The sequence below is a fragment of the Tritonibacter mobilis genome (assembly GCF_001681715.1).
Classification (GTDB): domain Bacteria; phylum Pseudomonadota; class Alphaproteobacteria; order Rhodobacterales; family Rhodobacteraceae; genus Epibacterium; species Epibacterium mobile.
Genome location: NZ_LNWY01000003.1, coordinates 350,802 through 366,414, shown reverse-complemented (window position 1 = coordinate 366,414; position 15,613 = coordinate 350,802). Strand labels below are relative to the sequence as shown.

General features: G+C 58.6%; 15 protein-coding genes. 11 read left to right on the top strand and 4 right to left on the bottom strand.

Going from position 1 to position 15,613, the window contains the following annotated elements; translation table 11 throughout:
- The first annotated feature begins 251 nt into the window (after nucleotides 1-251).
- The 6 genes from UB90_RS03210 (at nucleotide 252) to UB90_RS03185 (ending at nucleotide 7,429) form a co-directional block, all read left to right on the top strand.
- A complete protein-coding gene (locus UB90_RS03210; RefSeq protein ID WP_211267729.1) occupies nucleotides 252-2,342 on the top strand; it encodes a 3-hydroxyacyl-CoA dehydrogenase NAD-binding domain-containing protein in 2,091 nt (696 codons plus the stop codon).
- Between the two features lie 22 nt (nucleotides 2,343-2,364).
- On the top strand, nucleotides 2,365-3,543 hold the full coding sequence (locus UB90_RS03205; RefSeq protein WP_065321622.1) for an acetyl-CoA C-acyltransferase: 1,179 nt from the start codon (nucleotides 2,365-2,367) through the stop codon (nucleotides 3,541-3,543).
- Between the two features lie 204 nt (nucleotides 3,544-3,747).
- Nucleotides 3,748-4,542: an IclR family transcriptional regulator gene (locus tag UB90_RS03200; RefSeq protein WP_005634857.1), complete on the top strand. Its 795-nt coding sequence runs from the start codon at nucleotides 3,748-3,750 to the stop codon at nucleotides 4,540-4,542.
- A gap of 69 nt (nucleotides 4,543-4,611) precedes the next feature.
- Nucleotides 4,612-5,337, top strand: coding sequence for a DUF1868 domain-containing protein (locus tag UB90_RS03195; protein ID WP_065324852.1), 726 nt, complete (start codon nucleotides 4,612-4,614; stop codon nucleotides 5,335-5,337).
- A 214-nt stretch (nucleotides 5,338-5,551) separates the two neighbouring features.
- A complete protein-coding gene (locus tag UB90_RS03190) occupies nucleotides 5,552-6,514 on the top strand; it encodes a glucokinase (protein ID WP_009177228.1) in 963 nt (320 codons plus the stop codon).
- A 120-nt stretch (nucleotides 6,515-6,634) separates the two neighbouring features.
- The gene (locus UB90_RS03185; protein ID WP_065321624.1) at nucleotides 6,635-7,429 is read left to right on the top strand and encodes an ORF6N domain-containing protein; all 795 of its coding nucleotides are present in this window, start codon (nucleotides 6,635-6,637) and stop codon (nucleotides 7,427-7,429) included.
- An 81-nt stretch (nucleotides 7,430-7,510) separates the two neighbouring features.
- Here the strand turns inward: UB90_RS03185 and UB90_RS03180 are convergent, their stop codons facing one another.
- The 3 genes from UB90_RS03180 to UB90_RS03170 form a co-directional block, all read right to left on the bottom strand.
- On the bottom strand, nucleotides 7,511-8,209 hold the full coding sequence (locus UB90_RS03180; protein WP_065324851.1) for a FadR/GntR family transcriptional regulator: 699 nt from the start codon (nucleotides 8,207-8,209) through the stop codon (nucleotides 7,511-7,513).
- Complete coding sequence (locus UB90_RS03175; RefSeq protein ID WP_065324850.1) at nucleotides 8,200-9,036, bottom strand: sulfite exporter TauE/SafE family protein; 837 nt, start codon at nucleotides 9,034-9,036, stop codon at nucleotides 8,200-8,202. Before UB90_RS03175 ends, UB90_RS03180 begins: the two co-directional genes overlap by 10 nt.
- A gap of 133 nt (nucleotides 9,037-9,169) precedes the next feature.
- Nucleotides 9,170-10,366, bottom strand: coding sequence for an ROK family transcriptional regulator (locus UB90_RS03170; protein ID WP_065324849.1), 1,197 nt, complete (start codon nucleotides 10,364-10,366; stop codon nucleotides 9,170-9,172).
- A 196-nt stretch (nucleotides 10,367-10,562) separates the two neighbouring features.
- Between UB90_RS03170 and UB90_RS03165 the strand changes: the two genes are divergently transcribed.
- The 5 genes from UB90_RS03165 to UB90_RS03145 all read left to right on the top strand — a co-directional run bounded on the left by UB90_RS03165 (nucleotide 10,563) and on the right by UB90_RS03145 (nucleotide 14,913).
- Nucleotides 10,563-11,579 (top strand): sugar ABC transporter substrate-binding protein, encoded by a 1,017-nt coding sequence (locus tag UB90_RS03165; RefSeq protein ID WP_065324848.1) that lies wholly within the window; start codon nucleotides 10,563-10,565, stop codon nucleotides 11,577-11,579.
- 182 nt (nucleotides 11,580-11,761) lie between these two features.
- Nucleotides 11,762-12,823 carry an ABC transporter permease gene (locus UB90_RS03160; protein WP_065324847.1) on the top strand — a complete coding sequence of 354 codons (1,062 nt, stop codon included), beginning with the start codon at nucleotides 11,762-11,764 and terminating at the stop codon, nucleotides 12,821-12,823.
- Nucleotides 12,823-13,599: an ATP-binding cassette domain-containing protein gene (locus UB90_RS03155; RefSeq protein WP_009176568.1), complete on the top strand. Its 777-nt coding sequence runs from the start codon at nucleotides 12,823-12,825 to the stop codon at nucleotides 13,597-13,599. The genes UB90_RS03160 and UB90_RS03155 overlap by 1 nt, the downstream gene beginning before the upstream one ends.
- Entirely contained in the window at nucleotides 13,596-14,234 is a 639-nt protein-coding gene (locus UB90_RS03150; protein ID WP_065324846.1) for a nucleoside triphosphate hydrolase, read from the top strand. The genes UB90_RS03155 and UB90_RS03150 overlap by 4 nt, the downstream gene beginning before the upstream one ends.
- Nucleotides 14,235-14,247: 13 nt before the next feature.
- Complete coding sequence (locus UB90_RS03145; RefSeq protein WP_065324845.1) at nucleotides 14,248-14,913, top strand: D-lyxose/D-mannose family sugar isomerase; 666 nt, start codon at nucleotides 14,248-14,250, stop codon at nucleotides 14,911-14,913.
- A gap of 103 nt (nucleotides 14,914-15,016) precedes the next feature.
- Here UB90_RS03145 and UB90_RS03140 read toward each other — a convergent pair whose 3' ends face one another.
- Nucleotides 15,017-15,550 carry a P-loop NTPase family protein gene (locus UB90_RS03140; protein ID WP_065324844.1) on the bottom strand — a complete coding sequence of 178 codons (534 nt, stop codon included), beginning with the start codon at nucleotides 15,548-15,550 and terminating at the stop codon, nucleotides 15,017-15,019.
- Nucleotides 15,551-15,613 lie beyond the last annotated feature (63 nt).

Genomic DNA, 15,613 nt, shown 5'->3' with positions numbered 1-15,613 from the left:
GTCGAAGCTGAAACGCCAAGAGTGACAGACTGGTCCGACTTCGATGACGTCAAGGCGACCGGCTCCTGATCGCATAAGACAAACTGCAATGTGATGAACAAACCCCGGTGGGAATTGCTCCTGCCGGGTTTTTTTAATGCGCAGCAGAGGTATTCCGCATTGAAGCACATAATTCCGCATATTGAAATTGAGCGGCGGGGAGGATAGGACTTAGGCGGAATCGAATGCTGCCGCGCAAGGAGGAGCCGCCCGTGTCGAACCCCGTGCTTATGGAAGTTGTTGATGATATTGCAGTCATCGCGATCGCCAATCCGCCCGTAAACGCCCTCAGCCACGCTGTGCGCAGCGGTCTGGATGCAGCCTTTGCCGAGATCGCGCGCCGCGATGATGTGAAGGCAGTGGTGATTTATGGCACGGACCGCACCTTTATTGCGGGGGCAGACATCCGTGAATTTGGCAAACCGCCGCAAGAGCCGTTCCTGCCGGATTTGATCAACCGCATTGAAGCATGCGTCGTTCCGGTCGTCGCGGCCCTGCATGGCACAGCTCTTGGCGGCGGTCTTGAGGTCGCCCTTGGGGCGCATTACCGCGTGGCAGTACCAAACGCGCGTTTTGGTCTGCCGGAGGTCACGCTTGGTATTCTACCGGGGGCGGGGGGAACCCAGCGCCTGCCGCGTCTGGCGGGAGTAGAATTCGCGCTGGAAGCCATAACGTCCGGCCGTCAGATCAGCGCAGATGAAGCGCTGAAGGCCGGTGTGATTGATCGCATCAGCGATACCTCCGACGTTCGTGAAATGGGCCTAACTTACGCGCGGGAATTGGTCGCCTCCGGTGCCACGCCGCGCCGGACCAGTGAACTTTCTCCAGTGCCGGTCGCGGCTGAGGTGTTTGATGCCGCCCGCACACGACTAGCGAAAAAAGCGCGTGGGCAACTGGCGCCCCAAAACTGCATCAAAGCGGTGGAGGGCGCGACGCGCCTTTCGTTTGCAGAGGGTCTCGCCAATGAGCGCGCCTTATTTCAGGAATTGATGGAAAGTGACCAGCGCGCAGCCCTGATACATGCGTTCTTTGCCGAGCGGCAGGTGGCCAAAGTACCAGAGATCAAGGATGTTGCGCCTCGTACGATTGACCAGATCGGTGTGATCGGCGGCGGCACCATGGGTGCAGGTATTGCGGTTTCGGCGCTGCTGGCAGGGCTTCAGGTGACACTGATTGAGCGCGACGCAGATGCTGTCGCGCGCGCTGAGGCCAATGTGTCAAAGACCCTGCAAGGGTCGGTCAAACGCGGCAAACTCTCACAAGAGAATTACGACGCCATCATGGGCGGAACCTTCCGTGCTAGCGACGACTACGCCACGCTCGCCGAGGCAGATGTGGTGATTGAGGCTGTCTTTGAGAGCATGGAGGTGAAAAAGGATGTTTTCACCAAGCTCGATGCAATCTGCAAACCCGGTGCGATTCTAGCGTCTAACACCTCATATCTTGATGTGAATGAGATCGCAGCGATGACGTCCCGGCCTGAGGATGTGATCGGGCTGCATTTCTTTTCGCCCGCGCATGTGATGCGTCTGTTGGAAATCGTGGTTGCGGACAAAACGGCACCAGAGGTCACAGCCACCGGCTTTGCGCTTGCGAAACGGTTGAAAAAAGTCGCGGTGCGCGCAGGTGTTTGTGATGGCTTTATCGGCAATCGTATCCTGAGCCATTACCGGAAAGCTGGCGATGGTGCGGTGCTTGCAGGCGCAAGCCCCTTTGAGGTGGATCGCGCCTTGGTGAATTTCGGCCTTGCGATGGGGCCCTATGCGGTGAGCGATCTGGCCGGTCTGGACATCGGATGGGCCACTCGCAAGCGTCTCGCCCCGACCCGCGATCCGCGTGAGGTCTATGCAGAGTTTGCGGATCGTCTGTGCGAGGCGGGCCATTTCGGGCGCAAGACCGGCAAAGGATTCTACGTTTATGGCGAGGAGGGGCAGGTTCCGAATGACGAGGTGCTGGAGCATATCGCCATGGAGCGCGCCGCCAAAGGCATTGCCGCGCGTAAAATCTCTGAGCAGGAAATTGTCGATCGCTACATGGCTGCGATGGTGAATGAGGCCGCCCGTGTGGTGGAGGAAGGTATCGCACTGCGTCCGCTTGACGTCGATGTGACCCTGCTGAATGGCTATGGCTTCCCGCGCTGGCGTGGTGGCCCGATGCAATACGCCGATACCGTGGGTCTTGATAAAATCCTCGCCGATATCGAACGGTTTGCGCAGGAGGATGACTTCCTGTGGCAACCTGCATCGCTTCTGAAACGTCTGGTGGCTGAGGGTAAGACCTTTGCCGACCTTAACAACGCCTGATTGCCTCGGGGAGGAACTACCTATGAAACAAGCCGTTATCGTCTCCACTGCCCGCACGGGTCTCGCCAAATCTTATCGCGGCGCCTTTAACGACACCCATGGTGCCCACATCGCGGGCCACGCGATCCAACACGCTGTCGCGCGTTCCAAAGTGGACCCGGCACTGATTGAGGATGCGTTTATTGGCTGCGGCTATCCAGAGGGCTGGACTGGCGGCAATATCGCACGTCAGGCTGTGGTGCGCGCGGGGCTGCCGGTGACGGTGGCCGCTGCGACGGTGAACCGTTTTTGCTCGTCCGGGCTGCAGGCTATCGCCATGGCGAGCCATGCGGTTACCCTAGAGGGCGCCTCTGCCGCCATCGCGGGCGGGGTTGAAAGCATCAGCCAAATGCCGCCCTCGCGCCCGGCGCAACGCCGGGACGAATGGATCGAGGCGAATAAGCCCGAAGTCTATATGACCATGATCGAGACCGCCGATGTGGTTGCGCAGCGTTATGGCGTGAGCCGCGAGGCGCAGGACGAGCTGTCACTGGAAAGCCAGATGCGCACGGCAGCGGCGCAGGCTGCAGGCAAGCTGGACGATGAAATCGTACCCATCACCGTGACGCAGAAGATCACCGATAAGGAAACCAAGGAGGTTTCCTATAAAGAGGTGACCTTCTCGATGGATGACTGCAACCGACCCAACACCACGCTTGAGGGTCTCGCGGGTCTGAAACCCGTGCGCGGCGAGGGTAACTTTGTGACCGCTGGCAACGCCTCGCAACTCTCCGATGGGGCGGCGGCGTTGGTGGTGATGGACGCAGATCTTGCCGCACAGCAGGGGCTGGAGCCGCTTGGCGCGCTCAAGGGGTTTGTCACCGCAGGCTGTGAACCCGATGAGATGGGGATCGGCCCGGTCTTTGCGGTGCCGCGCCTGTTGGAACGCCATGGTCTGAAGGTTTCCGACATTGACCTGTGGGAACTCAACGAGGCCTTTGCGTCGCAGGCGCTTTACTGTCGTGAACGGCTGGAGATTGATCCTGCAATTTGCAATGTGAACGGCGGGTCTATCTCTATCGGCCACCCCTTTGGCATGACGGGCGCGCGGATGACGGGGCATTTGCTCCTTGAGGGCAAGCGCCGGGGTGCGAAACTCGGTGTGGTGACCATGTGCATCGGTGGGGGTCAGGGCGCGGCGGGCCTATTTGAGATCTTCTGATCCACCGCTTTTGGGGCCGGGCTGGTCCTGTAAAACTCAGATGGCACGCAAAAAACAGCGTGCCATCGCCACGACTGCAAATGTCTCATCAATCATTGGTGATCTTACGGCAAATGCATTGAGAGTCTTAGTAAATCTACTTTTCTTAACGCGAGAAAACTTTGTATGATTGCGCCTTCAGGTGATGCTAAAGGACGAAAAACGATGCGCGATCTCGAGCAGGATCGGAGATACGCCAATACTCTGGCCCGAGGGCTCAAGATTTTGCGTGCGTTTCGTCCTTCGGACAACGGGCTGGGCAATCTCGAAATTTCCGAACGCACCGGCATTCCGCGTTCGACGGTTTCACGTCTGACGTTTACGCTCTGTGCGCTCGGCTATCTCACGCATGGGCGGCATTTCGACAAATATCGCCTTGGTCCTGCGGCTTTAGCGCTCGGCAACATCGCCTCTGCGGCCTTTGGATTTGTGACGGTGGCCTCACCAATCATGCAGGCCCTTGCCAATAAGGTGAATGCGCTAGTGGGCGTGGCCATTCAGGATGATGGCAATATGCTGATTGTCAAAACGTGGCGGCCAGAAGGGTCCGGTACCATCTGGCTTGATGTCGGGTATCGCATGCCGGTGATGACCTCCTCATCCGGGATTGCCTATTTGGGGGCGCTGTCGCGAGAAGAGCGCGAAAAGCTGGAAACACTGTTGTCGGTTGAGGCAGCGGAGATGTGCGAAGAGGTGTGGGACTATCATCGCTCGCAGCTGCGCCGCCTTGGCTATGCCTGCGTGTGCGAAGATGTGCGCTACTCCCGGGCGATCAATGCGGTTGCCACCCCGTTTCGCCCGTCTGAAATTGGCGAGCCGGTCTCGATCTTCTGTGGGGCCAATGTGGATGATCTAAGCAATGCGCGCATTCATGAACAGGTTGGGCCAGAATTGGTGCAAGCGGTGGATAAGCTGAAAGCGCTGACGGGTCACGCGGTGTCAGCGGTTGCATCGGCCTAGCGGCTGTCAAACACCTGACATGAAAGGGCGATAGGGCTGGTGGGTCAGACCATTCAAGGACGAGACCCGATGGCTATCTTTCGCCCAGACCCGATACGGCATTTGACCGGTGCCGATGCTGAAACCAACCGTCCGGCTGCGATTACAGAGCCGGGGCAGGGTGGGAAATTCGCACCCGATGGAACTGTGTTGCATTGGCCGGGAAACACGGTGATCTGTCATATCGACCCACGCAGCGATGCACATGCGGCCCTGTGTGAGATGCAAAATGACGTCCGTGAGAGTCCGTTTGGTGCGCTCTTTACGTGGCTCCCGGTTTCCAGCCTACATATGACAGTGTTTGGTGGGGTCGCTCCAGATGAACGCAACTGGCCCGCTGGTATCGCGCGGGGTGCAACACGGGACGAGGTGACGGCGGCCTTTCAGGACAGATTGGTGGGTCAGGACCTTCCACAGAGCAGACATGTGAGTGCACGGGGCCTGTTTGCCGGGCATTCCGTGACCCTTGAGGGCGTTGATGCCACGGAAGACGCTCGCCTGCGCGCCACTCGCGTCTCTCTGCGCGAGATGACCGGGCTGCGTCCGGATCACTTTGACACCTATACGTTTCATTCGACCCTTGGTTATCTGTTGCGCTGGTTGGATGCGGCGGAGGCGGCAGATCTTGTGGCCTTCTCGGATGAGGTCTTTGCCCGTTATGCGGCGCAGCTGGCCCGGATCGATCTTGGGCCGCTGGAGCTGTGCAACTTCGAAGACATGTACCATTTCGAGCCGGTGGCTTATCTGACGCAGTAAGTGTTTACGTGAAATTTGTTTGCGCTAACACTTGCGCCCTGCGCGCTCTTGCGCGACAGTCACGCGGGTTTTGGCTCGCGGTCAGCAAAGCGGTCGTGAAATGACCTGCGAGACTTGACCTGTGCGCGCTGAGCCTGTTTGACCCTTGGCAACTGACAACCTGAGCATCGGGTCTGCCCGTACCTTGTGTGCGTGGCGGGCTGGAGGGGCTAAGATGTGGAATCTGATCGCTGACGTCGGCGGAACCAATATGCGGCTTGCGGCCGTGAACGTCGAGGGCGAGATCCTCGAACAGGCCCGCTATGACAGCAAGGGCACGCGCAATCTGGAAGAGGCCTGCGCAGATTTTGCAGCCCACCGCGCCAGTGCGCCGGGGCGTGCAGTGATTGCGGCGGCGGGCGTGGTGCGCGCGGGATCGGTACAGCTGACCAACGCCAACCAGAGTTTTTCGGAACGCGGGATCGCTGCTGCCCTGCAGACCGAGCGCGTCAAAGTGCTCAATGATTTTGAAGCGGCTGCTTGGTCATTGGCTTCTGTGGGTGAGGGGGATGTGACAGTTCTGCAAGGGCAGGCGGTGTTTCCTAAGGAGCCTTGCCTGATTATCGGTCCCGGCACGGGGCTTGGCGTCGGGGCCTTGATCTGGGCCAATGGTGAACCCTGCGTGGTGCCCGGCGAAGGCGGTCATGTGGCAATCGGCCCGCGCACCGCTGAAGAGGTCGCGATCTTTGAGGCCCTGCGGGAAGAGTGGCCCGAGATCGGCATGGGGCCGGGGCTTGCGGTGGAGGCGGAGGGGATCTTATCGGGAACCGGGCTACCCTATTTTTATCGCGCGGTGGCACGCAGCATGGAACTGACTGCGCCGCTTTCTACGGGGGCCGAGATCTTTCAATCCGCCCATGCCCGGCTCGACACCGCAGCGGTGCGCGCGGTTGAGCTGTTTGCGCAGTATCTCGCCGGGGTCGCGGGTGACCTCGGCCTCGTCTTCGCGGCCAAAGGGGGCGTGTTCGTGACCGGGGGCGTTGCTGCCGCCAACCCCTGGATCTTTGATGATGCCTTTGTGGAGGCGTTCAACGCGGGCGGGCGTCATACCGCGTGGCGTGAAGAATTGCCGCTGCATCTCTATCATCAGCCCAATTTTGGCCTGATCGGAGCGCGGAATTATCTGCGAGCGCGGTAGGCGGATCTGACCCGTTCTGTCATGGGGCGCTGAGACGGTGCACTCTCATCTTGATATTCCGGGATGGAAGATCAAGCATTGCGCCATTGGATTTGACCAAAGCGGAGTTTCAGCGCCTTTATGACGGACGAGACATTGACCACACCACAGATTTTCACGTTTCGGGGCCAACCGGTGATCCGGGACGCAGATCTTGCGGCGCTGTTTTCCTACACCACAGGGAACCTCAACAAACTGGTGAACAACAACGCCGAACGCTTTGGCGAGGATTTTGCGTTTCGCCTGAATGAGGACGAGTTTGCCGACTTGAAATTCCAACTTGGAATATCAAAGGCACATGGTGGGCTGCGCCATCCGCCGATGATGTATACCGAACACGGTGCGGTGATGGCAGCAACGCTTATGCGATCACCACGCGCGGCTGAGGCGTCTCGTTTTGTGGTGCGTACCTTTGTTGCTGCGCGTCGAGGGCTTTTGTCCAAATCCAAGGGGCAGAATCTGCCGCTGTCGCTGCCGGTGAATGATTTGCTGCCGCTTGCCAGTTCCGAGCGCAGCGGTTTGGTCACCAAGCTCGACGCGGCCTTGGGCCGGGTGTTGGATGCCATTGCCGATCCTGTACAGGAGACATCAGTGCGCGACGAGGCGCGCACCATCGCGCTGGAGGGGCTTTCTGCGATCAAAGCGCATCTGAAAAAGCAGGATATCGCCAATGAAAAGACGCTCGCCGAGGTGCATAAGCTCCTGAAAGAAGCGGAGGCGATCGATGCCGAGATTTCTGCGCGGCACATTGAAAATAATCATCGCCAGATGGCGTATCTGGCCAAGCAGCTGAGAATTGTCATTGAGGTCCAGCGCTATCTGGAACAGGGCGATGTGGACACGCTGTTGGCGGTGTTGACCGATCTGGGCAGCTGACATCCGGGTAACCCAGCGGAGCGCCTGCGGCGCACAGGTTATGGCGCTGACGCGCAGGACGGGCGTCACGCCAATGGCGCATCACACCTCAGGGCTCTCAAGCCAAGTGTCACTGCGGCGCAGCGCATGGGAGACCTGTTGCAGATGTTCAGCCATTGCGCTGCGTGCGGCCTCTGCGGAGCCTGCACAAATGGAATTTGCGATGGCACTGTGTAGGATTGAAAACTCGGCGATTTCCTCAAGGCCGAGCGCCTCGCGCCGAGTGCGTTTCCAATCCGCTGCCTGGCGCAGGGTGCGAATTTCCTCAAATAGGGATAGAAACACCGGGTTTCCTGCCATTTGGGCGATCTTGTAGTGAAAGATGTCGTCGGCGCGCTCGTAGCTTTCGAGATCGGGTGCCATAAGGCTGTCTTCCATCAGGTGAAGAAGGCGGGATTTGTCTTCGGTGCTGCCACGGGTTGCGGCATGGGCGGCCAGTGCTGGTTCCAGATCCAGCCGCACCTCCATCAGGTCACGGGGCGAAACCCGCCGGGCAAGCGCGCTCAGCCGTTCAGCCCCTTGCACCGGGGGCGGTTGCAGAAAGGTGCCCTGACCGTGACGGCGGAAAATCAGCCCCTCTTTGGCCAGCGCGTCCAATACACCGCGCAATTGTGTGCGCGAAATGGCCAGCTTTTCCGCCAATACGCGTTCGGGGGGCAAGCGGCCATCCGTGGAAAAATCTCCCTGAAGAATGGCCGCACGCAAGTCAGTCTGAGCGAGCGTTGCTGGCTTCAGAGCCACCCTGCCTGCTCCGCCAGATCCGCAAACATGCGGATAGAGGTTGCCATGAGGAACAGCCCAAACGACAGCTTCAACGCACGGCGCGGGATTGAATGGGCCAGCTTCACTCCGATGCGGGCAAAGGTTGTCGACAGGGGAATGATGACGGCCGCCAGCAGCAGGTTCACATAGCCCAGCGATAGCGGTGGCAACCCTTCGGCGCCAAAGCCGGTTGCCATGTAGATAATCGCGCCGGGCAGGCCGATGATGAACCCTATGGCGGCAGACGTGCCCACGGCTTTGCGGATGTCATAGCCGAGAAAACTCAGCGTTGGCACGCAGACAGAGCCGCCGCCAATGCCCATCATCGCGGACACCGCACCAGCAAAGACCCCAAGCGCGGCCCAGACGGGTTTGGAAAACGAGCGCGGTTCAGGGGATTCCTTGGGTTTGCGCAGGATCAGATCCAGTGCCACCGCCATTGCGATTGTGGCAAAGACGATCAGCAAGACATTGCCCGAGACCAGCCCGCCCAAGACGCCGCCGATGACCACACCGCCGAGAATGGAAGGGGCCCAGAGCTTTAGGAGCGCCATGTCGATCGCTCCTTTCTTGTAGTGGCCATACCCCGACGACAGCGCCGTGAACACGATGGTTGCAAGCGAGGTGCCTACGGCCACTTGCATCGTCAAAGCCGGGTCCATACCCGTAAGGCCAAGTGCAAAATAGAGGGCGGGGACGATAACAATACCGCCACCGACACCAAGTAGCCCCGCAAGGATGCCGCCAGCGATGCCCGCACCCGCAGCAACGCCCATCAAGGGCAAGAGTGTTTCCAATTCCAGCATGTCGATCCTGCCCGCTTTTACATTCCCGACCTTGGGGAACCAATTTAAGATTGGTTTACGCGCTGCATAAATTGTTCGTCAACCCCAGTGCTTATCGCGTGAGAGAATAGGGCGGTCATGCGTCAGGATCGCCTCAGTTTGGTGCTGCAAAACCTGCGTGTGTGTCGAGGAGATACTGTGCGATCAGAGGTTTGGCCGCAGCGCCAAGGGCCGAGGCATTTGCGCCAATCTGGCCTTCTTCCACCTGAGGCAGAATTAAACCACGCGAATCCAATGTTGGGAGTTCACGTCGAATGCGTTCAACGAGGCGGCTGCGGACGGGTGCAGGCATGGCACCATCGATCACCACGGCCTGAAAATCGATGATCGCGCAGGTTGTCAAAGCAGCCCGCGCCAGAGCGCAGGCAGTTTCTTCCAGCCATTGATCGACAAGGGAGGCGAAGGGGCTCCAGTCCTGTGGCTGCTGCCAAAGTGCGCTGGAGTCGATATCGGCTTCGTTGAGCTGCCGTTCGAGTTCGCGGATCGAGGCGCTATCGAGCAAGCGACAAATGCGACCATCGGCCCGTTGGGAGGGCAGGGGGCCAAGTGCACCGGCGTTGCCCATGCCGCCCTCATAGACGGAGTGATTCAGCACCACGCCACCGCCAATAAAGGAGGCGATGAAGAAATACACGCTGTCGCGCCACCGACGGCTGCTGCCGAACATATGTTCGGCACGGCACGCCGCAGTGGCATCATTGATCACAAAGACTTTGAGCGAACTAAACCGGGCGATCTCGGTTGCGGGATCAAGGGCGCGCCATGCGGTGAGGCTGGCCTTTGGGGCTCCGATTTGCTCGTGCCAGCGCCAGAGGTCAAACGGCGTAGCCACACCGATACCACAGATGCGCGCACGTTGTTTTGCGCTAAGGTCAGCGCTGATCTCGTCGATGCTGGTTTTGATAAAATCAAATACTTCGGTGGGCTGTGGATAGGGGTAGCGGAGCCGTCGTTCAGCACGCACGCCACCGCAAAAATCCGTAAGCATCAGATCTGTGCTGCGCCGGCCGATCTTTATACCGAAGGAAAACAGCCCTTCTGGGTTGATGCTCATTGGGACCGAAGGCTTCCCCACGCGGCCCTTCTGGCTTTCGCCCCTTTGGACCAGACCGTCCTGTTCAAGCTTGCGCAAAATCACTGAAACTGTCTGCGACGACAGCCCGGTGCGGCGTGCCATCTCGCTCCCCGGCAACGCACCGTCCTGATGCAGCAACGATAGCAACAACCGCTCGTTATAAGCGCGCAATTCACTTTGGCTTGCGCCGGTGGTGTGAGGACGTGGATCTGTCATGCCCGGTCTATGCGCTCCTCCCTTATCTGAGGCAAGAGCTTGCGCGCGCCGAGTTAATAAATCAACTTTATTTATTTATTGACAGAAACGTGGAATCACGGTTTTCATGCAGTCAGTCACAGCGAGGGCCCCGGCGAAGAAGAGGGCTAAGCGATGCATATACACAGAGTATGATTGTTGTTTCTGGGAGGAGACCATGAAGAAACTTTTGCTGACCACGATTGCTGGTGCGGCCCTGTTGGCGGGTGCTGCGCAGGCCGATGAGAAGGTGACCGCCTGCTTGATCACCAAGACGGACACCAATCCGTTCTTTGTTAAAATGAAAGAAGGGGCGACCGCCAAGGCGGAGGAACTGGGCATGGAGCTCAAATCCTTTGCTGGTAAAATTGACGGTGATCATGAAACCCAGGTGGCTGCGATTGAAACCTGCATCGCTGATGGCGCTAAGGGTATTTTGCTGACGGCATCGGACACTTCGTCGATTGTTCCGGCTGTTCAACAGGCCCGTGATGCCGGTCTGGTAGTGATTGCGCTCGACACGCCGCTCAGCCCGATTGATGCCGCTGATGCAACCTTTGCGACCGATAACTTTCTTGCAGGTGAGTTGATCGGTCAGTGGGCGGCGGCCTCGCTTGGCGAAGAGGCGGCAAACGCAAAGATCGCGATGCTCGACCTCGGCGTCAGCCAGCCGACAGTGGGCGTATTGCGCGATCAGGGCTTCCTTCAGGGCTTTGGCATTGATCTGGGCGACCCCAATAAATGGGGTGATGAGACCGATCCGCGTATCGTTGGGAACGATGTGACCGCAGGCAACGAAGAGGGGGGTCGCAAGGCGATGGAGAACCTTCTCGCCAAAGATCCGATGATCAATGTGGTCTACACCATCAACGAACCTGCGGCGGCAGGCGCTTATGAGGCGCTGAAATCCATTGGTCGTGAAAACGACGTGCTGATCGTCTCTGTCGATGGCGGCTGCCCCGGTGTGCAGAACGTCAAGGACGGTGTGATCGGTGCGACCTCGCAGCAGTATCCGCTGATGATGGCCTCGCTCGGCGTTGAGGCGATCAAGAAATGGGCAGATGAGGGCGTGAAACCCGAACCGACCCCGGGCAAGGCCTTCTTTGATACAGGTGTCGCACTGGTGACTGACAAGCCGGTCAAGGGTGTCGAAAGCATCGATACCACTGAGGGCACCAACCTCTGCTGGGGCTGATCTGAACAGGGTGGGGCATATTTGGTCCCACCCCTTTGGCGCAGGCCGTGTGGTGAAGTGCGCCTTCGATCCAGAAAATGTCATGTTTGAAACAGGGCGGCGCGTATTCGTCGCCCTTTCACCCCAAAATATAACAATAACAAAGACCAACCCCGCCACAGCGGGTGATTTGGAGGAGTATCATGTCTACCCCGCAGAGCTATGAAGCCGCGGTTGCCGGAAGTCCGGACAAGGTGGCCGAATTCGACCATGGCCCGCAGAGTTTCATTCAGAAATTTCAGCACGCATTGCATGTAACGCCTTCTCTGGTGCCATTGATCGTGCTGGTCATGTCTATTGTGATCTTTGGGCTGCTTTTGGGATCGAAGTTCTTTTCCCCCTTCGCGATGACCCTGATCCTGCAGCAAGTGGGCATTGTCGGTATTGTCGCCTGTGCGCAGTCTCTGGTGATCCTCACTGCGGGGATCGACCTGTCGGTTGGTGCAATTATGGTGCTCTCATCGGTGGTGATGGGGCAATTCACCTTCCGTTATGGTGTGCCGCCGGTCATGGGTGTGGCGTTTGGGCTGCTCTGCGGGTTGCTCTGTGGCTATATTAATGGCTGGCTTGTGGCCAAGATGAAGCTGCCTCCCTTTATTGTGACCCTCGGCATGTGGCAGATCGTGCTGGCGTCAAACTTCCTCTATTCCGCGAATGAAACCATCCGTAGTCAGGAGATTGCGGAAAAGGCTGCGTTCCTGCAGTTCTTTGGTGAGAAATTCAAAGTGGGCGGTGCGGTCTTTACTTACGGGGTCATCTTTATGATCGCGCTGGTTCTGATCCTCGCTTATGTGCTGCGTCACACGGCTTGGGGGCGGCACGTCTATGCGGTCGGAGATGACAAGGAGGCGGCGGAGTTGTCGGGTGTCAACACCGACAAGGTATTGATCTCTGTCTACATGCTCTCGGGGCTGATCTGCGCCTTTGCGGGATGGGCTTTGATTGGTCGTATCGGGTCGGTTTCACCCACATCCGGCCAGCTTGCGAATATTGAATCCATTACTGCAGTGGTGATCGGGGGGATCTCGCTCTTTGGCGGGCGGGGCTCGGTCTTGGGCACCTTCTTTGGCGCGCTCATCGTTGGTGTCTTCACCCTTGGTTTGCGTTTGCTTGGTGCCGATGCGCAATGGACCTATCTCCTCATCGGCGTGCTGATCATCGCCGCCGTGGCCGTGGACCAGTGGATCAGAAAGGTATCGGTGTAATGGAACCCATTCTCAGAGGCCGCAATCTGGTCAAACGCTATGGCAAGGTGACTGCGCTCGATCACTGTGATTTTGAGTTGATGCCGGGAGAGATCCTTGCGGTGATTGGCGACAACGGCGCGGGAAAATCGACCCTGATCAAGGCGCTCTCGGGCGCGGTGATCCCGGACGAGGGCACTGTGGAACTGGACGGAAAACCGGTGAACTTCCACTCGCCCATTGATGCGCGCGAGGCGGGGATCGAGACGGTTTACCAGACGTTGGCCATGTCGCCTGCGCTGTCGATTGCTGACAATATGTTCATGGGGCGCGAATTGCGCAAACCCGGCTGGCGCGGCCAATTCCTGCGACAGTTGGATCGCAGCCGTATGGAAGAAGTCGCCCGCGAAAAGCTCAATGAGTTGGGGTTGATGACGATCCAGAACATCAATCAGGCGGTGGAAACGCTCTCTGGTGGTCAGCGTCAGGGCGTAGCTGTGGCGCGCGCGGCGGCTTTTGGTTCTAAAGTCATCATCCTTGATGAGCCGACGGCGGCGCTTGGAGTTAAAGAAAGCCGCCGGGTGCTTGAGCTTATTCAGGACGTGAGATCGCGAGGCATTCCGATCATTCTGATCAGCCACAACATGCCGCATGTGTTTGAGGTGGCCGACCGCATTCATGTGCATCGACTGGGCAAGCGGCTCTGCGTGATCGACCCCAAACAGCATGAAATGTCGGATGCGGTGGCTTATATGACCGGTGCAAAGGAACCCGATCCGGAGTTGTCTGCCGCATGACCATCGATGCGCTGTGCCAAAGCGTGATTGAAAAGCTCGACACCGCGCATCAGGGGCGTCAGTTGGTGGCCCTGTCTGGCGCACCGGGCAGCGGGAAGTCAACGTTGTCAGCCCCTTTGGCCAAGGCGCTGACAGCGCGCGGATTGAAGGCCGAGGTGGTGCCGATGGATGGGTTTCATCTGGATAATCGCCTGCTTCAGACACGCGGGTTGCTGGCACGCAAAGGCGCGCCGGAGACCTTTGATCTGGATGGATTTATGCGTTTGTGTCAGGCGCTGAAACAGGCGGATCATGTGATCTATCCTGCGTTTGACCGGGAACGCGACATTGCCATTGCGGGCGCCGCAGAGGTGGGGCCGGACTGCCGTGTCGCAGTCATTGAGGGCAATTATTTGCTATTTGACGCGCCCGGTTGGCGCGATGTGGCAGCACTTTGGGATGTGTCGATCCGACTTGAAGTTTCCAGCCAAGAACTGGAAGCGCGGCTGATACAGCGCTGGCTGGTTCATGGTCTGGATCACGCGGCAGCTGTTGCGCGGGCGCAGGGCAATGATCTGGCAAATGCGCGCGCCATTGATGCTGCCAGACTGCCCGCAGATCTGATCTGGCGTGCAGCATCCGCCTTTGAAACATAAAGGAGACCGGGGCATGAAACGCTCTGAGGTGAATGAAATTTTGGATCAAAGCTGGTCTTTTATCAAAAGCCATGGGGTGCATCTGCCCCCCTTTGCGCATTGGTCCCCGGATCAGATGCGCGCGGTTGAGGCGGCTGATATCCGGGCACGCGGCTTGGGGTGGGATATTACCGACTATGGGCAGGGGCGTTTTGATGAACTCGGCTTGTTTCTGTTCACCGCGCGCAATGGCAGCCACGAGGATCTGAGCGCCGGGCGTGGGATGCTCTATGCGGAAAAGATCATGATTTCGCGCAAGGACCAGTTGTCGCCGATGCATCGCCATAACATCAAGGCGGAGGACATCATCAACAGGGGGGGCGGCACGCTGGTGATTGAATTGTTCGCACCCGATAAAGAAGGCGGTATTGACCGGGTCGCACCGGTGACTGTGCCCACCGATGGGATCGCACGCACCTTGCCTGCGGGGGGTAAGCTGATGCTGGAGCCTGGCGAGAGTGTGACATTGATGCCCGGAATTTGGCATGCGTTTTGGGCGGAGGGCAGTGATTGCCTGATTGGCGAGGTCTCTACCGTGAATGATGACCGCACCGATAATGTGTTTGAGATGAAGATCGGACGCTTCAGCCAGATCGACGAGGATGCAGAGCCTACGCATCTGTTGGTGTCTGACTACTAAGCGGAGCGCCGGGTCAAAGCCCCGGCGCACAGTTTTGTCTGACGAGGGGCGCTGCCCCTCGTGCGCCCCGAGGTATTTTAAAAAGGTGAAACTGGGAGTGGGTTTAGTCCGGCTGTGTGGGGGCTGATCTTTTGGGGAGTACGTTCAAAAACGCCTCCACCTCGCGCAGGTTTTGTAGGATGTAGATGTGTTTTTCCGGCGGAGCATTGTCGATCAGGCGCTGCATCGCACAGCGCGAACTGTGGCGCGTGCGCCAGATAAAGCGATAAAACTCCAGACTGAATTGTTCGGGGCAGCCGTCGGGCATGTCGGGACGCGACCGACCCCAATAGATCAGCGAACGTCTGACGACGCGCCACAAGCGCAGCGCGAGCGGCACGTCGAGCCAGATGATGGTATCGGCGCGCGCCAGCCGGTCGGGCCAGGTTGCCGAGTGGCCGCCCTCAAAAATCCATGCCGGGCGCGCGTGGACTTCAAGGCACAGGCGGGTTTTCTCATCGCGGGGGCGCTCTACCCAGCCCGCAGACCAGTGAATCTTGTCGATGTGAAACACAGGTAAGCCGCTGCGCTGACCGAGCTTTTGCGCAAGGGTTGACTTGCCCGAGCCGGGTTGTCCGAGGATCATCACGCGCTGCATCTGGACCTCCTTTTACGCAAGAGGGCCGAGATACTCTTTTTCCCGTATGACGTGCAAGACGCT

Excerpts from the sequence above, each read along its gene's own strand:
- UB90_RS03160 (WP_065324847.1), top strand. The coding sequence starts at position 11,762 with ATGTCTACCCCGCAGAGCTATGAAGCCGCGGTTGCCGGAAGTCCGGAC.
- UB90_RS03190 (WP_009177228.1), top strand. The coding sequence starts at position 5,552 with ATGTGGAATCTGATCGCTGACGTCGGCGGAACCAATATGCGGCTTGCG.
- UB90_RS03140 (WP_065324844.1), bottom strand. The coding sequence starts at position 15,550 with ATGCAGCGCGTGATGATCCTCGGACAACCCGGCTCGGGCAAGTCAACC.
- UB90_RS03195 (WP_065324852.1), top strand. The coding sequence starts at position 4,612 with ATGGCTATCTTTCGCCCAGACCCGATACGGCATTTGACCGGTGCCGAT.
- UB90_RS03170 (WP_065324849.1), bottom strand. The coding sequence starts at position 10,366 with ATGACAGATCCACGTCCTCACACCACCGGCGCAAGCCAAAGTGAATTG.
- UB90_RS03145 (WP_065324845.1), top strand. The coding sequence starts at position 14,248 with ATGAAACGCTCTGAGGTGAATGAAATTTTGGATCAAAGCTGGTCTTTT.
- UB90_RS03205 (WP_065321622.1), top strand. The coding sequence starts at position 2,365 with ATGAAACAAGCCGTTATCGTCTCCACTGCCCGCACGGGTCTCGCCAAA.
- UB90_RS03165 (WP_065324848.1), top strand. The coding sequence starts at position 10,563 with ATGAAGAAACTTTTGCTGACCACGATTGCTGGTGCGGCCCTGTTGGCG.
- UB90_RS03200 (WP_005634857.1), top strand. The coding sequence starts at position 3,748 with ATGCGCGATCTCGAGCAGGATCGGAGATACGCCAATACTCTGGCCCGA.
- UB90_RS03185 (WP_065321624.1), top strand. The coding sequence starts at position 6,635 with ATGACGGACGAGACATTGACCACACCACAGATTTTCACGTTTCGGGGC.
- UB90_RS03150 (WP_065324846.1), top strand. The coding sequence starts at position 13,596 with ATGACCATCGATGCGCTGTGCCAAAGCGTGATTGAAAAGCTCGACACC.
- UB90_RS03175 (WP_065324850.1), bottom strand. The coding sequence starts at position 9,036 with ATGCTGGAATTGGAAACACTCTTGCCCTTGATGGGCGTTGCTGCGGGT.
- UB90_RS03155 (WP_009176568.1), top strand. The coding sequence starts at position 12,823 with ATGGAACCCATTCTCAGAGGCCGCAATCTGGTCAAACGCTATGGCAAG.